15 protein-coding genes and 1 tRNA gene are annotated in these 16,687 nt (G+C 72.0%); 3 read left to right on the top strand and 13 right to left on the bottom strand.

Annotation, left to right across the window (positions count from 1 at the left end; translation table 11 throughout):
- Positions 1-7: 7 nt before the first annotated feature.
- Together HYQ63_RS26440 and HYQ63_RS26435 are read right to left on the bottom strand one after the other, a co-directional pair.
- Positions 8-2,266: an MMPL family transporter gene (locus HYQ63_RS26440; RefSeq protein WP_179940530.1), complete on the bottom strand. Its 2,259-nt coding sequence runs from the start codon at positions 2,264-2,266 to the stop codon at positions 8-10.
- A gap of 152 nt (positions 2,267-2,418) precedes the next feature.
- Positions 2,419-2,988: a TetR/AcrR family transcriptional regulator gene (locus HYQ63_RS26435; RefSeq protein WP_179940528.1), complete on the bottom strand. Its 570-nt coding sequence runs from the start codon at positions 2,986-2,988 to the stop codon at positions 2,419-2,421.
- A 195-nt stretch (positions 2,989-3,183) separates the two neighbouring features.
- Between HYQ63_RS26435 and HYQ63_RS26430 the strand changes: the two genes are divergently transcribed.
- Positions 3,184-6,570: a S41 family peptidase gene (locus HYQ63_RS26430; protein WP_179936392.1), complete on the top strand. Its 3,387-nt coding sequence runs from the start codon at positions 3,184-3,186 to the stop codon at positions 6,568-6,570.
- A gap of 103 nt (positions 6,571-6,673) precedes the next feature.
- On the opposite strand, the gene HYQ63_RS26425 is transcribed toward HYQ63_RS26430, so the two are convergent.
- From HYQ63_RS26425 to HYQ63_RS26410, 4 genes are all read right to left on the bottom strand, one after another.
- The gene (locus HYQ63_RS26425) at positions 6,674-6,937 is read right to left on the bottom strand and encodes a hypothetical protein (protein ID WP_257232135.1); all 264 of its coding nucleotides are present in this window, start codon (positions 6,935-6,937) and stop codon (positions 6,674-6,676) included.
- Between the two features lie 121 nt (positions 6,938-7,058).
- Complete coding sequence (locus tag HYQ63_RS26420; RefSeq protein ID WP_179936390.1) at positions 7,059-7,964, bottom strand: SDR family oxidoreductase; 906 nt, start codon at positions 7,962-7,964, stop codon at positions 7,059-7,061.
- On the bottom strand, positions 7,961-8,971 hold the full coding sequence (locus HYQ63_RS26415; protein WP_179936389.1) for an alpha/beta fold hydrolase: 1,011 nt from the start codon (positions 8,969-8,971) through the stop codon (positions 7,961-7,963). Before HYQ63_RS26415 ends, HYQ63_RS26420 begins: the two co-directional genes overlap by 4 nt.
- On the bottom strand, positions 8,968-10,494 hold the full coding sequence (locus tag HYQ63_RS26410) for an NAD(P)/FAD-dependent oxidoreductase (RefSeq protein ID WP_179936388.1): 1,527 nt from the start codon (positions 10,492-10,494) through the stop codon (positions 8,968-8,970). The genes HYQ63_RS26415 and HYQ63_RS26410 overlap by 4 nt, the downstream gene beginning before the upstream one ends.
- A 195-nt stretch (positions 10,495-10,689) precedes the next feature.
- On the opposite strand from HYQ63_RS26410, the gene HYQ63_RS26405 reads away from it, so the two are divergent.
- Positions 10,690-11,436, top strand: coding sequence for a MerR family transcriptional regulator (locus HYQ63_RS26405; RefSeq protein WP_179936387.1), 747 nt, complete (start codon positions 10,690-10,692; stop codon positions 11,434-11,436).
- Here HYQ63_RS26405 and HYQ63_RS26400 read toward each other — a convergent pair.
- On the bottom strand, positions 11,430-12,233 hold the full coding sequence (locus HYQ63_RS26400; protein ID WP_179936386.1) for an exodeoxyribonuclease III: 804 nt from the start codon (positions 12,231-12,233) through the stop codon (positions 11,430-11,432). The genes HYQ63_RS26405 and HYQ63_RS26400 overlap by 7 nt on opposite strands.
- Before the next feature lie 64 nt (positions 12,234-12,297).
- Between HYQ63_RS26400 and HYQ63_RS26395 the strand changes: the two genes are divergently transcribed.
- Complete coding sequence (locus HYQ63_RS26395) at positions 12,298-12,828, top strand: GNAT family N-acetyltransferase (RefSeq protein WP_179936385.1); 531 nt, start codon at positions 12,298-12,300, stop codon at positions 12,826-12,828.
- Here HYQ63_RS26395 and HYQ63_RS26390 read toward each other — a convergent pair.
- From HYQ63_RS26390 to glpR, 6 genes are all read right to left on the bottom strand, one after another.
- Positions 12,795-12,932, bottom strand: coding sequence for a hypothetical protein (locus tag HYQ63_RS26390; protein WP_179936384.1), 138 nt, complete (start codon positions 12,930-12,932; stop codon positions 12,795-12,797). The two genes, HYQ63_RS26395 and HYQ63_RS26390, sit on opposite strands and share 34 nt — an antisense overlap.
- Before the next feature lie 30 nt (positions 12,933-12,962).
- Entirely contained in the window at positions 12,963-13,247 is a 285-nt protein-coding gene (locus HYQ63_RS26385; protein WP_179936383.1) for a hypothetical protein, read from the bottom strand.
- Positions 13,244-14,407 carry a serine protease gene (locus tag HYQ63_RS26380; protein WP_179936382.1) on the bottom strand — a complete coding sequence of 388 codons (1,164 nt, stop codon included), beginning with the start codon at positions 14,405-14,407 and terminating at the stop codon, positions 13,244-13,246. Before HYQ63_RS26380 ends, HYQ63_RS26385 begins: the two co-directional genes overlap by 4 nt.
- A gap of 211 nt (positions 14,408-14,618) precedes the next feature.
- Positions 14,619-15,278, bottom strand: coding sequence for a LysE family translocator (locus HYQ63_RS26375; protein ID WP_179936381.1), 660 nt, complete (start codon positions 15,276-15,278; stop codon positions 14,619-14,621).
- Between the two features lie 68 nt (positions 15,279-15,346).
- Positions 15,347-15,420 (bottom strand) — tRNA-Ala (locus HYQ63_RS26370).
- A 75-nt stretch (positions 15,421-15,495) separates the two neighbouring features.
- Positions 15,496-16,656 (bottom strand): gephyrin-like molybdotransferase receptor GlpR, encoded by a 1,161-nt coding sequence (gene glpR, locus HYQ63_RS26365; RefSeq protein ID WP_257232132.1) that lies wholly within the window; start codon positions 16,654-16,656, stop codon positions 15,496-15,498.
- Positions 16,657-16,687: the final 31 nt, after the last annotated feature.

Here is a 16,687-nt window from a genome sequence, read left to right as displayed (position 1 = left end):
CCGTCGATTACACCCGGCTCAGCTCCGGGTCCTTGTCGGAGTCCTTGGCGTCCTTTCCGTGCCCCGCCGGGGTGTCCGTTTCGAGCTGCTCGCGCAGCCCCTCACCCTCGACGTCCACGTTCGGGAGCGCCTTGTCGAGCCAGCGCGGCAGCCACCACGCGGACTTGCCGAGCAGCGCCAGCACCGCCGGGACGATGGCCATGCGGACCACGAAGGCGTCGAAGAGGACCGCGGTGGCCAGACCGAAGCCGATCATCTTCACCATCGCCTCGGACGAGCCGATGAACCCGGCGAAGACGCTGATCATGATGACCGCGGCCGCGGTGACCACCCGGGCACCGTGCCGGAAGCCGGTGACGACGGCCTGGTCGGGGCGCTCGCCGTGGATGTACGCCTCCCGCATGCGGGTCACCAGGAAGACCTCGTAGTCCATGGCCAGGCCGAACACCACACCGATCATGAAGATCGGCATCATGCTCATGATCGGGCCGGTCTCCTCGACGCCGAACAGATCCGCCGCCCAGCCCCACTGGAAGACCGCGACCACCGCGCCGAGCGCCGCGACGACGGACAGCAGGAAGCCGAGCGCCGCCTTGAGCGGGACCAGAATCGACCGGAAGACGATCATCAGCAGCAGGAAGGCCAGCCCGACGACCAGTGCCAGGTACGGCATCAGCGCGTCGTTCAGCTTCTGCGAGATGTCGATGTTCATCGCCGTCTGACCGGTCACCAGCACCTCGGCACCGGTGTCGGACTTGAACGAGCCCGCCTCGTCCCGGATGTCGGCGACGACCTTCTCGGTGTCGACGCTGCTCGGCTTGTACTTCGGCACGACGGTGAGCATCGCGGTGTCGCCGGGCTTGTTGAACGTCGCCGGAGTGACGGCCGCGACGCCGTCGATACCGGCGATGCTCTTGGTGACCTGGTTGACCGCGGCCTTGGGGTCGTCGCTGCCCTTGGTGTCGGCGACCACCATCAGCGGACCGTTGAAGCCCGGGCCGAAGCCGTCGGAGATCATGTCGTACGCCTGGCGCTTCTGGCTGCTGACCGGCTGCGAACCGTCGTCCGGCAGCCCCAGCTCCAGGCTGAGCGCGGGCACCGCGGCGGCGCCGAGGCCGAGCACACCGAGCAGCAGCACCGCCACCGGGCGGCGCAGCACGAACCGGGCCCAGCGGGTGCCCAGGTTGGGCTTCTCCTCCGCCTGCGTGCCCTCCGCGGCGGCCGAGGCGGCCTCCGCCATGCGCTTGCGCGCCTTGCGCCCGTACACCCGCTTGCCCGCGAAGCCCAGCAGCGCGGGGATGAGGCTGATCGCGATGAGGACGGCGATGACCACCGTGCCCGCCGCCGCGAAGCCCATCTTCGACAGCATCGGGATGTTGACGACCGCGAGGCCGACCAGCGCGATGACGACGGTGAGACCGGCGAAGACGACCGCGGAGCCCGCGGTTCCGACGGCCCGCCCGGCGGCCTCCTCGCGCTCCCGGCCCTCGGCCAGTTCGGCGCGGTAGCGGGAGACGATGAAGAGCGCGTAGTCGATGCCGACCGCGAGGCCGATCATCATCGCCAGCGTCGAGGTCGTCGTGGACAGCCCGAGGGTGGTGGCGAGCGCGGTGATCCCGGAGATGCCGATGCCGACGCCGATGAGCGCGGTCAGCAGCGGCAGTCCGGCCGCCACCAGCGAGCCGAAGGTGATGGCGAGGACGATCGCGGAGATCACGATGCCGATGACCTCGGTGGAGCCGGTCTCGGGCATCTCCTGGAGCGCGTCACCGCCGATCGCCACCGTGAGATCCGACGTCTGCGCCTTCTCCCCGGCCTCCTTCAGGCCGTCCTTGGCGGTGTCCTCCAGCTCCATGGCGTTGACCTTGTAGCTGGTCAGGATGTACGCGGACGAGCCGTCCTTGGAGACCGCCCGGGCCTGGTACGGGTCGGCGACCGAGGCGACCTGCGGAGAGCTGGCCTTGAGGTCGGCGACGGTCTTCGTGACCACGGCCTTGTTGGCCGGGTCGGTCATCTTCTCGCCCTGGGGTGCGCGGAAGACCACCCGGGCGGTGGCGCCGTCGGCGTTACCACCGGGGAATCGCTTCTCCAGGAGGTCGAAGGCCTTCTGGGCCTCGGTGCCCGGGATGGAGAAGCTGTCGTTGGCGGGGGGCGAGGCGGTCGCGGCGCCGACTCCGGCGACGGCCAGGAGCGCCACCCATATCAGGGCGACGAACCGGCGTCGCCGGAAGGCGAATCGACCGAGTTTGTAGAGGAACGTGGCCACGAGGAGAGGTGCTCCCGTCGAGTCGGTGTCACTGCTGGTCACTGCTGGCAGGTGTGCGCGACCTGACCGGCGACGAGAGCGGCGCGCCGGCCGGGGTCCGTATGAGGTTGTGCGGGGTGGTTGTGCGGGGTGGTTGTGCGGGGTGGGGAAATTCAGAGGCCGAGGGCGGGGAGGACCACGGCGTCGATGTACTGGCTGAGGTAGGCGACGTCCGGCTCTTCGCCGTCGATCAGCGACCGGGCGACGAGGGCGCCGCACATCATGTGCACGACGTAGCCCAAAGCGGGTCGGTCCGGAGCCACTTCCCCCCGGTCGACGGCACGCCGCAGCAGTGCGTCGAGCGCGGCCATCTCGGGATAGATCAGCAGTTCCCGGAGGGCCTGATGGAGGTCCGGGTGGGTGTGGATGGCCTGGGCCAGCCCCCTCATCAGGGCCGCGTCACGCTCCCGGGCGCTGTCGGTGCACCGCACGATCTCATGCAGGTCGCCGCGCAGCGATCCGGTGTCGACGTCCTGGAGCGAAACGGGCTTGGTGTGCCGCAGCGCGGAGGCCACCAGCTGCGGTTTGCTCTTCCACTGGCGGTAGAGCGTGGCCTTGCTGGAGTGCGTGCGCGCGGCAACGGCGTCCATGGTCAGCGCGTCGTAACCGACCTCCCCGAGAAGCTCGACCACGGCCTCGTACAGCTCACCCTCCCGCTCGGGGGACAGCCGGCTGCGGCGCACCCGGGTCGTGGGCCGGTCCTCGACCGGCTGGTCGGCGGGCTGGGCCGTCGGCATGGCATCCCCCTTTCGAACGAAACGGTTTCGTACTCGTTCAAGCATACGACCGCACCGGCCGCTCTTTTAGCGAAACCACGTCGTTTCGCTCGTGGTGTGCATCACAGATTGGAGTTGCTTTGCCGGACCGGGGCCGAAACCATGGATGAGGTGAGGGAAACGAGCGACACCGACCGCGCGTATCTGCGATTTCCGCATCTGCACGGCGACTTGCTGTGCTTCGCCGCCGAGGACGATCTCTGGGTCGCCCCCCTGACCGCCCGTGGCGAGCCCCCCGGGCGGGCGTGGCGACTGACCGTGGACCGGACCCGGGTGGGCCACCCCCGGTTCTCCCCCGACGGCTCCCACATCGCGTACACGAACTGGCGCAGCCTCGACCCCGAGATCCACCTCGCCCCCGTCGACGGCGGTCCCATCCGGCGGCTGACCTACTGGGGCAGCGAGGACGCCCGGGTCTGCGGCTGGACGCCGCCCGACCGGGACGGCGTCTCCCACATCCTCGCCGTGTCCTCGCACGGCCAGCCGTTCTCCCACTTCTCCTGGGCCTACAGCCTGCCCACCGACGGCAGCCCCGGCAGCCGGCTGCCCTGGGGCCCGGTGGCCGACATCGCCGTTACCGACCGGATCCCCGGCGTCGATCAGGACGGCGTCGCCGACCGGGACGACGCTTCGGATCGGGACGGCGCACCGGACCGGGACGGCGCCCCGGATCGGGCGCGGCGCACCCTGCTGCTCACCGGCAAGCCGCCGCACGAGCCCGCCACCTGGAAGCGCTACCGGGGCGGCGCGACCGGTCGGCTGTGGCTGGGCGGCACCCGGCTGCTGCCCGAACTGGACGGCCATCTGGACTCGGTCATGGCCGTCGGCGGGCGGATCGCCTTCCTCTCCGACCACGAGGGCGTCGGCAACCTCTACTCCTGTCTGCCCGACGGCTCCGATCTGCGCCGCCACACCGACCACGACGACTTCTACGCCCGCCACGCCTCGACCGACGGCAGCCGCGTCGTCTACCAGTGCGCCGGGGAGCTGTGGCTGGTGGACGACCTCGGCCCGGACGCCGAACCGCGTCGGCTGCGGGTGCGGCTCGGCGGGGCGCGGGCCGGGCGGCGGCCCTATCAGGTCCCGGCCGCCTCCCATGTCGACTCGCTGTCCGTGGACGCCACCGGCCGGGCCAGCGCCGTGTGCGTACGCGGCAGCCTGTACTGGCTCACCCACCGCGACGGCCCCGCCCGCACCCTCGCCGACACCCCGGGCGTCCGGGTGCGGATGCCCGAGGTCCTGGGCTCCAGCGGGCGGGTCGCGTATGTGACGGACGCGGAGGGCGAGGACGCGATCGAGATCGCCTATCTGCCGCGGGCGAGCGAGACGGGCGAGCCCCGGCGGCTGGCCGCGGGGCGGCTGGGCCGGGTGCACGAGCTGGAGCCCTCGCCCGACGGCGACCGGCTCGCCGTCGCCGCCAACGACGGGCGGCTGCTGCTCGTGGACACCTCCGCGGACGGGGACGGCGAGGTCACCGAGCTGGTCAGGTCGCTCAACGGCCCGGTCGCCGACCTCGCCTTCTCACCCGACTCCACCTGGCTGGCCTGGTCCCATCCGGGCATCGGGCGCACCCTGCGCTCCATCAAGATCGCGCGGCTGGCCGACCGGACCATAGTGGACGTGACCAGCGGGCGCTTCGAGGACGAGGAACCCGTCTTCACCAGCGACGGCCGCTATCTCGCCTTTCTGTCCTGGCGCGGCTTCGACCCCGTCTACGACGTGCACACCGGCGACCTCTCCTTCCCGCTCGGCTGCCGCCCCTACCTCGTACCGCTGTCCTCCGCCACGCCCTCGCCCTTCGCGCTCTCCCCCGAGGGCCGTCCGGCGGCGGGCGGGCTCGACCCGGAGGACGACGCCGGGGGCGCGGAGGGCGACGGCACCGTGACCGTCGAGGTGGAGGGGCTGCCCAGCCGGGTCACCGTCTTCCCGGTGGCCGCCTCCAAGTACTCCTCGCTGTGGCCGGTCAGCGGCGGCGGCCTGGTGTGGCTGCGCTGGCCGATCTCCGGTGCGCTCGGCGAGACGTTCGCCAACCCGGCCGACACCTCCGACAGCCCCACCCTCGAACACTTCGACCTGGCCAAGGCCAAGCGCACCGAACTCACCAGTGAGCTGGACTGGTTCCGGGTCAGCGGCGACGGATCCCGGCTCGTCGTCGTCGACGACGACGATCTGCGGGCGGTGCCCGCCACCGAGTCGGGCGACGGCGACTCCACGGTCCACATCGACATGCGGCGCATCCAGCACACCGTGGACCCCGCGGCCGAGTGGCGGCAGGCGTACGAGGAGGCGGGCCGCATCACCCGCGCCTACTTCTGGGAGCCGGGCATGTGCGGCGTCGACTGGGACGGGGTGCTCGACCAGTACCGGCCGCTGGTCGAACGGGTCGCCTCCCCCGACGAGTTCGCCGATCTGCTGCGCGAGGTCCTGGGCGAGCTGGGCACCTCGCACGCGTACGTGAGCGCCGCGCGCCGCAACGAGGGCCCGGCCCACTACCAGCGCCCCATCGGGCTGCTCGGCGCCGACTTCACGCCCACCGAGGACGGGGGCTGGCAGATCTCCCGCATCCTGCCCGGCGAGTCCTCCGACTCCCGGGCGCGCTCGCCGCTCGCGGGCTCCGGCATCCGCGAAGGCGCCCGGCTCACCCATGTCGACGGCCGCCCGGTGGATCCGGTGGCCGGCCCCTATCCGCTGCTGACCGCCGCGGGCGGCACCACGGTCGAGCTGACCTTCGCCTCCCCGGACGGCGAGGGCCCGCCGCGCCGGGTCGCGGTCGTCCCCCTGATCGACGAGCGGCCGCTGCGCTACCAGGACTGGGTGGCCCGGCGGCGGTCGGTGGTACGGGAGTTGAGCGACGGGCGGTGCGGCTATCTGCACATCCCGGACATGGGCGGCTCCGGCTGGGCGCAGTTCAACCGGGATCTGCGCCGGGAGGTGTCGTTCCCCGCGCTGATCGTGGACGTCCGGGGGAACGCGGGTGGCAACATCAGCGAGCTGGTGGTCGAGAAGCTGACCCGCACCGTGATGGGCTGGGACCTCACGCGCAACGCCCAGCCGGTGTCGTACACCAGCAACGCGCCGCGCGGGCCGATCGTCGCGGTCGCGGACGAGGCGACCTCCTCCGACGGCGACATGATCACCGCGGCCTTCAAGGTCCAGGGCATCGGCCCGGTGGTGGGGCTGCGCACCTGGGGCGGCGTGGTCGGCATGACCGGCCGCCATCCGCTCGGCGACGGTTCGGCGATCACGGTGCCGATGAACGCCGCCTGGTTCGACGCCTATGGGTGGGGGGTCGAGAACCATGGCGTGGAGCCGGACATTCCGGCGCCCCGTTCACCGCTGGACTGGGCGGAGGGCCGCTATGCACAGCTGGGGGTGGCCGTGCGGACGGCGCTGGAGCTGCTGGAGCGGCATCCGTCCGCGGCCCCGCCGGACTACGGCAAGGTGCCGGACCGCCGACGCCCGAAACTCCCCCCGCGGGGCGACGGTTGAGCAGGTGAGCCGACCTGCGTGCCGGGGGCGCATCCCCTGACGGATGCGCCCCCTCGCGCACACTCTTCGCGGACCCATCAACGGGCCCGTCCTACGAGACGACTCACATCTCTTCGAACGGCTCCTGGTCCCGCATCTCGTCGCCCATGCCCTGCTGACGGCGCTCCCGGCCCATGCGCTCGGCCTGCTCACGGCTTTCCGGCCGGTCCTGGTCGCGGCGCGGCTCCTGACCCCGCTGGGATCGCTGCGCCTGCTGCCCCTGCTGACCCCGCTGGGCCTGCTGACCCCGCTGGGCCTGCTGGCTCTGCTGACCCTGCGCCTTGCGCTTGGCCTGCTGGGCCTTCTCGCTGAACTCGTCCTTCCCCATCTGTGTCACTCCTCATCGGGTGAAAGGGATCGGGCCCGACCAGAGTTACACGCAGGGACATACTCCGCATTTCGATCGACCTCACCCATCAAATCCCCAGGTCAGGGTGGTTGACAGACGGTTACCGGTCACGCTGCGTACGGGCGCTGCGCACCCGCTCGTCCGCCGCGCCGCCCTCGCCCACGAGATGGCCGCGCTGCCCGCGGGTGGCCGCCAGCCGGGGTTCGGCCCAGCGCATCTCACGCCGCCCCACCGCCCCGATCAGCGCGGGCAGATAACCGCGCACCGGCTGCATCCCGCGCAGCCACCACTGCGCATACACATGGGCCGAGCGGCGCTCTATCCCGGCGACGAGCCGGTCCACGGCCGGGCCCAGCGGATACGTACGCCCCGCGGGCCACGGCATCCGCGCCCGCAACTCCCGCATCACCTCGTCCCGATCGGCGCCGCGCACCATGTCCGTGTCGGTCCAGCTGAGATAGCCCACCCCGACCCGTACGCCCCGGTGGCCCACCTCGGCCCGCAGACAGTGCGCGAACGCCTCGACCCCCGCCTTGGACGCGCAGTACGCGGTCATCATCGGCGCGGGCGCGATCGCCGCGAGCGAGGCGATCTGCAACAGATAGCCGCGGCTGGCGAGCAGCGCGGGCAGAAAGGCGCGGGCCGTGGTGACGCTGCCCAGCAGATTGACCTCGACGACCCGCCGCCAGGCCGCCTCGTCGGTGTCGAGGAACGGACCGCCGGTGGCCACCCCGGCGTTGGCGCAGACGATGTCCACCGCGCCGAAGCGCGCCACCACTTCCTCCGCGACCCGGGCCATCGCCTCCGGGTCGGTGACATCGGCGTGCCAGTGGTCGGAGTCGGTGGGCAGCCGCCCCGACACCCGCTTCAGCTCCTCCGGTTCCAGGCCCACCAGCGCCACCCTGGCTCCGCGCGCGGACAGTTTGCGGGCCAGCAGCTCGCCGACTCCCCGTGCCGCGCCGGTCACCACCGCGACCCGGCCCTCCAGACTTCTGCGCGCGCTCATGTCGTCCGCTCCTCGACTGCGTGGGGGTCGTCGTCCGTCAGATCGTCGGTCCCGGCATCCGTCCTGGGGGCTCCCGGGGCTCCCCCGTGGTCCGCGGCGAGGTGGTCCGCGGCGAGGCGGCGGATCACGCCGCTCACCGCCCCGGGGTCCTCCACCGGGGTCATATGGCCGAGGCCGGGCAGTTCGGTGAGGCCGGTGCACTGCGGCAGCGCGCCCGCTATGGCATGGGCCTGCTCGGGCGGGGTCAGCCGGTCGGCGGTGCCGACGATGACGGCGGCGGGCATGGTCAGCAGGCCGATGCGGGCGTCCAGATCGAGGTCGCCCATGACATGCGCCCAGGCCGCGCGCACGGCGCGGGGGCAGGCGTGGACGATCCGCGCGCACGCCTCCACCATGGCGGGTGCGGAGCCCGGGCCCATCGTCCCGTACCGCAGCAGCCGCTTGCTGACGGGCGTGACCGGCCCCATGGGAAGGCGCGCGCCGAGGATCGCGCGGTGGATCCGCGCCCGCAGCCGCTCGGAGCGCAGCGGCACCACTCGGGCCCGCTCGACCAGCCGGGAGGCGCCGGTGCTGCACAGCACCACGGCGGCGGCGCGCTCGCGCACCGCGGGGCGTCCGGCGGCGGCCATCACCGTCATCCCGCCCATGGAGTGGCCCACGACCACGGCCCGGCGGCCCGGCTCCAGGGTCTGCTCCAGCACCGCCTCCAGGTCGTCGGCGAGCGCCTCGGTGCTGTAGCCGCCGGGGCCGGGGGCGGCGCTGCGGCCGTGGCCGCGCTGGTCGTACACGATCACCCGGTGGTGGGCGACCAGTTCGCGCACGATCGGCGCCCAGAAGGCGGTCGAGCAGGTCCAGCCATGTGCCAGGACGACGGCGGGAGCGGCGGGGTCGGTGACCCCGTGCAGCTCCGCGTACAGCCGGGCCCCGTCCGACGAGGTGACGGTCAGCTCGCGCGGCGGAGTCGGCGGGGCGTACGGCCCGGAGGTGGCGTAGCGGGTGCGCCTCACCGCGATCCCCTCCCCGTGGCGGACTCCGCAACCAGACCGGCTTCGGTCCGCTGCCGCAGCACCTCGTATTCCGCGAGCCGCACGCGCCGGGTGACCCGCTTGAACTCGCCGGTCGAGCCGGGCCAGAGGGTGGTGTTGCGGCCGTTGCCGTCCAGATACCAGCTGTCGCAGCCGCCTGAGTTCCACACCGTGCGCTTCATCCTCTCCTGGACCATGTCGTTGTAGGCGCGGACCGCCGACGGCCGGGCGTCCAGGGCGACCTTGCCGCCGAGGGCGTCCAACTGCCGCAGATAGTCGGTCAGATAGGTGAGCTGGGCCTCGATCACGAGGATCATCGAGCTGTTGCCGAGCCCGGTGTTGGGCCCGATGATCGTCAGGAAGTTGGGGAAGCCCGCCGCGCTGGTGCCGCGCAGCGCCTCCATGCCGCCCTTCCATTCCTCCGCGAGCGTGGTGCCCTTCGCCCCGGTCACGCGCTGGGCGATGGGAAGGTCGGTGACGTGGAAGCCGGTCCCGAAGATGATCGCGTCGGCCTCGGTCTCGGTACCGTCGGAGCCGACCAGCGTGGTGCCGCGGATCTCCTTGAGCCCGCCGACCACGTCCACATGCGGCCGGGCGAGCGCCGGGTAGTAGTCGTTGGACAGCAGGATGCGCTTGCAGCCGATGCGATAGCGCGGGGTCAGCCTGGCCTGGAGCACCGGGTCCTTGATGGCGCGCCGCATGTGCGCCCCGGCCAGCCGCTCCACGAGCCCCAGCTCGGCCGGGCGCTTGGTGAACGCCCCGACCTGCAACTCCCGGATCCCCCACAGCAGTCCGCGGCGCAGCGCCCCGGAGGCCGGGAGCCTGCTGTGCAGCCAGCGCTCGGCGCCGGTGATCCGGCGGTCCATCCGCGGCAGCACCCAGGGCGGGGTGCGCTGGAAGAGGGTGAGCCTGCGCACCTCCTTCTGGATCTCGGGCACGATCTGGATGGCCGAGGCGCCGGTGCCGACCATCGCGACCCGCTTGCCGCGCAGGTCGTAGCCGTGGTCCCAGCGCGCGGAGTGGAAGACCTTGCCGGGGAAGCCGTCGAGCCCCGGGATGTCCGGGATCTTGGGGTCGGAGAGCGGGCCGGTCGCGCTCACCACGACATCGGCGGTCAGCGGCCCGCGCGCGGTCTCGACCTCCCAGTGCAGCGCCGCCCCGTCCCAGCGCAGGGCGAGCACCTCGGCGTCGAAGCGCAGATGCGGCCGCAGCCCGAAGGTGTCGGCGATCCGCTCCAGATAGGCGCGGATGTGCCGTCGGCCGGAGAAGGCGCGCGGCCAGTCGGGGTTGGGTGCGAAGGAGAAGGAGTAGAGATGGGACGGGACATCGCAGGCGCAGCCCGGATAGCTGTTGTCCCGCCAGGTCCCGCCGACCGCACCGGCCCGCTCCAGGACCACGAAGTCGGTGATGCCCGCGCGGCGCAGCCTCACCGCCGCGCCCAGGCCCCCGAATCCGGAGCCGATCACCGCCACCCGCACGTGCTCACGCGCCAGCCCAGACGCCATGCCGCCGCCTCCCGCCGCTCGAACTGCCAGAACCACTTGAACTACCGGAACCGCTTGAACGGCTCGGAACCGTGCCAGCGTTCACTGGCACGATGGGAGCGTAGGACAGGGATCCGGCGAGCGGTAGGGGCTGTGGATAACCGAGTTACCGGCGGTCACACACCACCGCCCTCGACATAGGCTGCTGCTGTGGCGATGAGCGAAGCGGACCGACGCGAGTACAGGGTGACGGAGCTGGCCGAAAAGGCCGGGATCACCGTGCGCACGCTGCGCTTCTACCGGGAGCGCAAGCTGATCCCGCCGCCCCGCCGCGAGGGCCGTATCGCCTGGTACAACGACCACCACCTGGCCCGGCTGCGGACCATCACCGCCCTGCTGGAGCGCGGCCACACCCTGGGCGGGATCGCCGAGTTGATCGCCGCGTTCGAGAGCGGGCGGGACGTCGGCGAGCTGCTGGGGCTGGACGGCGGCCTTCCGTCCTGGTCCGAGGAGACCCCGATCCGGCTCACCCCGCAGGCGCTCGCCGACTACTTCGACGACGAGGCCACCGCGGAGAACCTCACCGTCTCACTCGACATCGGCTATCTCGCGGTCGACGGCGACGACATCGTGCACATCAGTCAACGGCTGCTGGACGCCTCGCGCGCCCTGGTCGGCCAGGGCATCCCGCTGTCGGCCGTCCTCGCGGCCGGGCGCGAGGTCCGGGAGCATGTGGACGCCATCGCCGAGACCTTCGCCACACTGCTGATCAACCATGTGCTGGCGGACGCCCGCGAGCGCGGCGAGGAGGTCGGCGAGACCGTGGAGCGGCTGCGGCCGCTCGCGAAGAGCGTCGTGGACGCCGAGCTGTCGATGGCCATGGACCGCCGGCTGCGGGCCGGCCTGGAGGAACGGGCGGGCGGGCGCACCGAGGACACCGGGCACCCGCCGCCGGATCAGTGAGCGGCGCCGTAGGTGACCGTCACCGGAGCGTGGTCGCTCCACCGCTGGTCGTACGCCGGGGCCCGCTCCACGACCGCCTTCAGCGCCCGCCCGGCGAGCCCGGGGGTGGCGATCTGGTAGTCGATGCGCCAGCCCGCGTCGTTGTCGAACGCCCTTCCCCGGTACGACCACCAGGAGTACGGGCCGTCGACCTCCGGGTGCAGCGCGCGCACCACGTCCACGTACGCCGCCTCATCGAAGACGCGCGACAGCCACGCGCGTTCTTCCGGCAGGAACCCGGACTTCTTCCGGTTGGCCTTCCAGTTCTTCAGGTCGGCCTCCTGGTGGGCGATGTTCCAGTCGCCGCACACCAGCGCCTCGCGCCCGTCGGCCGCCGCCCGCTCGCGCAGCTCCTTGAGGTACGGAAGGAACTCCGCCATGAAGCGCTCCTTCTCGTCCTGACGCTCGGTGCCGACCTCACCGGAGGGCAGATACAGGCTGCCGACCGTCACGCCCGGCAGATCGACCTCCACATAGCGGCCGCTGCCGTCGAATTCGGAGGAGCCGAAACCGACCCGTACGGCCTCCAGCTCACGCCGCGCGTACACCGACACCCCCGCCCGGCCCTTGGCCGCCGCCGGGGCGTGCACCACATGCCAGCCGTCCGGCTCGCGCACGGCCTCGGGCAGTTCGCGCGGCTCGGCGCGCACCTCCTGGAGGCACACCACATCGGCCGCGGTACCGTCCAGCCAGGACACGAAGCCCTTCTTGGCGGCGGCACGCAGCCCGTTCACATTTACGGTCGTCACGGAGAGCACTACGGCACGATACGACATGGAAATTCCGATGCCGCCCCAGTCGCATAGAAGTACGATCCTGCGCATGAATATCCGAGCAGTTCGCTTTGACCACCCCGACGCGGTGCGGCTCAACGACGAGGTGCAGGCGGAGTACGCCGAGCGATACGACGACGAGGGGGACATGACGCCCCTGGACGCGACCCAGTTCGACCCGCCCCACGGCCTCTACCTCATCGCATACGACACGGACGGCCGCCCGGTGGCGACCGGCGGCTGGCGCAGCCAGGAGCGGAACGACGAGGGGTACGAGGACGGGGACGCCGAGCTGAAGCGGATGTTCGTCATACGGGAGGCGCGCGGACGCGGCCTCGCCCGCCTGATCCTCGCGGCGCTTGAGGACAGCGCCCGGGCGGTGGGGCGCACCCGTATGGTGCTGGAGACCGGCGTCAAGCAGCCCGAGGCGATCGCGCTGTACACCTCATCGGGGTATGTGCCGGTCAAGAAGTTCGGGCTGTACCGCTTCGACGAGCTGAGCCGCTGCTTCGGCAAGCCGCTGGCGCTCCCGGACGACGCCGCCGTTCACCAGAAGAACCAGCCGGGCGTCACCTCGTAGATCCGCGTCACCTCGTTACACCGCCCGAGGGGGTCGAAACCGTGGTGGGCGGCGATCGCGGCCGCTTCGCGCTCCCCGTAGGCGTCGATCCCGTCCGCCGCCACGATCAGGGCGGCGGTCGCGGCAAGGAAGCCTCAGGGGACCGCGCGGTGGCGCGGCGCCTTCTCCTGCATCACCCAGGCACCCACCACGGCCGTCACCGCGGCCGCCAGCACCAGGCACAGGGCCGCGGTGGTGAGGCGGCCGAGGAGGGGCGACTCGTCGCACAGGGCGTAGACGCGCCCGCCGAGCAGCCGCTCGTAGAGGGCCGCTCCGCTCAGCGTGAAGCCGAACGCGACGATGTGATGCGGCCGTACGGCCCGTACGGCGGAACCCGCCCCGTCCCCGGAGCGGGTTCCCTCAGGTGTCGGCCGTTTCATCCCCGGCCGGCGAACTTCTTGCTCATCGCGCCGAACACGCCCTTCGCCTCGGCCCCCAGATGCGGACCGGCGAGCCAGGTGTGCTCGTTCGAACTGATCGAGCTGTTGGACACCAGCACCGTCTTGCCCCCGCGGTTGACGAACCAGCCACCGCCGGAGGTCCCGCCGGTCATCGAGCAGCCGATGCGGTACATGGTCGGCGTGGTCGGCGCGAACGACAACCGGCCGGGCCTGCTGGTGCAGTTGAACATCTTCGCGCCGTCATACGGCGGTGCGGCCGGGTAGCCGTACGCCCCTATCGAGCTGACCTTGTTCGCCGACGGCGCCCCGAACCACACCGGCACGGCGGCCCCGACCGTCTCCTGAAGCGACTTGCCGCCGCTGTTCTCCGGCTTCACGTGCAGCACCGCGAAGTCGTACGCGGAGCCCACGTTGCCGGTCTTGCCACCCGTGTCGATCCACTGGGACGAGGTCTGCGACCAGTCCGCCCACCACACGCCGTACGGGGTGACCTCACGCTGGGCCGCGGTCTCCGCCTTGGCGGCGGGCAGCCCGTCGTCGTTGTAGGACGGCACGAACACGATGTTGCGCATCCAGCCGCCCTTCTTGCCGGAGTGCACACAGTGGCCCGCGGTCCACACCAGGTTCGACTTCCCCGGATGCGCCGGGTCCTCGACGACCGTGCCCGAGCAGACCATCGGCCCCTCGGGGCTGTCGAAGAACACCTTCCCGACCGGCGCCATGTTCTGGTGGTACGGCCGTGAGACCTGCTTGGCCGGTACAGCGGGCGGCTCCGGGTCGGTCGCGGCCTGGCTCTCGCCCGCGCTCTGTGTGGAGAGCGTGTTGGGCGAGTCCTTCGCCTCGGACATCCGGGACGGCTGCCAGAAGTTCTTGATGACGGGATTGGCGAAATCGGACGCATCGCGCGCCCATTTGTCCCAGTTCTTCCACCCGCCCTCCTTCCACTTCTTCAGCTCGTCCAGACTCGTCGGAACGCCCTCCGGCAGCTTGAGCCCGTTGTCGCCCTGCTGTCCGGCCGCGGCCGGCGACGTCGCCTCGGAACTGGCCTTGTCCTCACTCGACCCGCAGGCCGAGGCGGTGACCACGAGCAGCGCGGTCACCGCGGCGACCGCCGCGGTGGAACGGCGTATGAGTGGCATGGCGCCTTATCCCCCTGTGGTGCTGTTGTTATGCGGTGTGGAATTCATGCGGCGGCGCTTTCGCGCCATGTCCCATCCAGGACGCACCCACTATGCCCGTGCCCCTCGCCAGGGCCATCACCGGTCTCACGGCCCGCACACAACAAGAACGGTGTCAGCACGATTCCCTGACATCGGACGCCCCGTCAGGGCAACGCCACGGGCGCCCGCGTCACGCCGTCTTGCGTCCGCCCTCCGCGAGGAGATTCGCCGCGAAGCCGAAGAACGCCACCCCGCTCACCTGCTCCATCCGCCGCCGGAACGCCGGCCGCCGGATCCGCTCGCTCAGTGCGGACGCGGCGCCGGAGACCACCCAATACCAGAGCGCCAGCTCGACGATGTCGATCGCGGTGAACACCAGGGTCGAGGTGAACACCGAGGCGCCGTCCGGGGTGAACTGGGGAATCAGGCTCATGTAGAAGACCCCCGCCTTGGGGTTGAGCAGATTGGTGCCCACCCCCGCGCGGAACGCCGCCCACCGCCCGCGCGGCGACGATCCGCCCTCCGGCCCCGGATCGGCCGCCTCCGGCTCCGCCTCCGCCGCCACCCGCCGCGACCGCCACAGGGCCGACACCCCCAGCCACACCAGATACGCCGCCCCCGCGACCCGCAGCGTGTCGTACGCCACACGCGAAGCCGTGAGCAGCGCCGTGAGCCCGACCGCCGTCGCGAACCCCCACACCAGACAGCCGGTGAGTATCCCGAGCGAGGCGGCCAGCCCGGCGTTCCGCCCGTGGGACACCGACGTGCGCAGCACGAGCAGGGTGTCCAGGCCCGGAGTGACATTGATGAGCGCGGCAACGCCCGCGAAGGCAAGAGCTGAGGTGAGCATGCCCGCAGGCTAATCCGACACAAGCGAAACCCCCGCCGGATTTTCCCGACGGGGGTTTCTAGCTGCGGTGGACCTGAGGGGATTTGAACCCCTGACCCCCTCGATGCGAACGAGGTGCGCTACCAGTCTGCGCCACAGGCCCTTGCAACGAGTGAAACTCTAGCATCCCCTGCGGGGTGCTTGGAAATCCGTTCCCCGCTGGTCAATGGAGTGCGCGTCACTCGTTGGCGGCGCGGGGCCGGTCCTCGTCCGCGTACTGGTCGAAGAGGGGGGTGCGGCCGCGCTCCCGGGGGGCGCGGGACGGGGCCGTGGAGCCCTGTCCGGCGTCGGGCTCGGCGGGCGGCGCCGGGTCATGGGCCGGGGCGGGGTCGACGGTGCTGGAGCGGGCGGAGCTCCAGGCGTCGGGGGCGGCCAGGTCGACGCTGCCGGTCGCGCGGGGGGCGACGGGCGCCGTGACGTACGTCGGCAACGGGACCGGCACCGGCTCCCAGCCCTCCCCGGCGGCGGGGCCGCGCTCACGCTCGCGCTCCTGGTCCACCCACTCCGCGTGGTCGGTCTGTTCGACCAGGGCGCGGCGCCCGGCCGCGTGCGGGGAGGCGGACGGGGCGGCGGACTCGGCCTCGGCGGCGGCGGGCGGGTCGGCGGGGCCGTCGTCGGCGGTGGGGCCGTCGGCGGGCGGATGGCTGCGCGGGCGGCGCTCCCGCAGCCGCTGCGCGGCCTGCTCGGCGCGGCGCTGGTCCATGGTGAAGGCGAAGCGGCGGCGCTCCTGGGCGCGCAGATACGCGATGTACGCACTGAGCAGTATCGCCGGAAGGGCCGGGGCCCAGAGGAAGGCGAGACCGCCGACCGCCGCGACGATCGCGCCGAGGGTGAAGGTGACGAAGAGGATCACGGTGGTGCGGCGACGGCGCGCAAGCACCCGCGCGCGCCGCCCGCGCTCCAGCGCGCTGAGACCGGTCGGGGCGGCCGGGGCCGCGGCCCCCTCGCCCATCGGCGGCCCGTCCGGATCGCCGGGCGCGGGCGCGAGCAAGGTCACGGGCTCGGCGAAGGCCCGGACGTCGACCGCGTCGGTGACGGCTTCCGGGTCGGCGGAGAAGCGCTCCGGGTCGCCGGAGCGACCCCCGGCGTCGGGGGCGTCCGCGTCCTGGGCGGTGCGTACCGCCAGGTCATCCGCGGTCCCCGGGCGCTCTCGGTCCTCAAGCCCCTTGGCGTAACGGCGCTCCATGCCCGCCCGTCCGGACAGCAGCCGGATGGCGGTGCTGAAGCGTTCCGTCGGACGGGCCTCATTGAGCTCGTCCTGCCTACGGAGCCACATCGGCACCAAATAGGCGGCCCAGGCCCCGACGATGACTGCGTAGATGAGGCCACTGCTGCTCACGCTCACACGGTAGAGGGGTCCGCATGAGGCC

The sequence above is a fragment of the Streptomyces sp. Rer75 genome (assembly GCF_013414305.1).
Taxonomy (GTDB): domain Bacteria; phylum Actinomycetota; class Actinomycetes; order Streptomycetales; family Streptomycetaceae; genus Streptomyces; species Streptomyces himastatinicus.
Note: the sequence above shows the minus strand (reverse complement) of the source record. Positions and strands in the feature narration are given on the sequence as shown.

What these genes read in the sequence shown, in the direction of transcription:
- HYQ63_RS26430 (WP_179936392.1), top strand. Translation starts at nt 3,184, where the DNA reads ATGGATGAGGTGAGGGAAACGAGCGACACCGACCGCGCGTATCTGCGA.
- HYQ63_RS26425 (WP_257232135.1), bottom strand. Translation starts at nt 6,937, where the DNA reads ATGGGGAAGGACGAGTTCAGCGAGAAGGCCCAGCAGGCCAAGCGCAAG.
- HYQ63_RS26420 (WP_179936390.1), bottom strand. Translation starts at nt 7,964, where the DNA reads ATGAGCGCGCGCAGAAGTCTGGAGGGCCGGGTCGCGGTGGTGACCGGC.
- HYQ63_RS26410 (WP_179936388.1), bottom strand. Translation starts at nt 10,494, where the DNA reads ATGGCGTCTGGGCTGGCGCGTGAGCACGTGCGGGTGGCGGTGATCGGC.
- HYQ63_RS26405 (WP_179936387.1), top strand. Translation starts at nt 10,690, where the DNA reads ATGAGCGAAGCGGACCGACGCGAGTACAGGGTGACGGAGCTGGCCGAA.
- HYQ63_RS26395 (WP_179936385.1), top strand. Translation starts at nt 12,298, where the DNA reads ATGAATATCCGAGCAGTTCGCTTTGACCACCCCGACGCGGTGCGGCTC.
- HYQ63_RS26385 (WP_179936383.1), bottom strand. Translation starts at nt 13,247, where the DNA reads ATGAAACGGCCGACACCTGAGGGAACCCGCTCCGGGGACGGGGCGGGT.
- HYQ63_RS26380 (WP_179936382.1), bottom strand. Translation starts at nt 14,407, where the DNA reads ATGCCACTCATACGCCGTTCCACCGCGGCGGTCGCCGCGGTGACCGCG.
- HYQ63_RS26375 (WP_179936381.1), bottom strand. Translation starts at nt 15,278, where the DNA reads ATGCTCACCTCAGCTCTTGCCTTCGCGGGCGTTGCCGCGCTCATCAAT.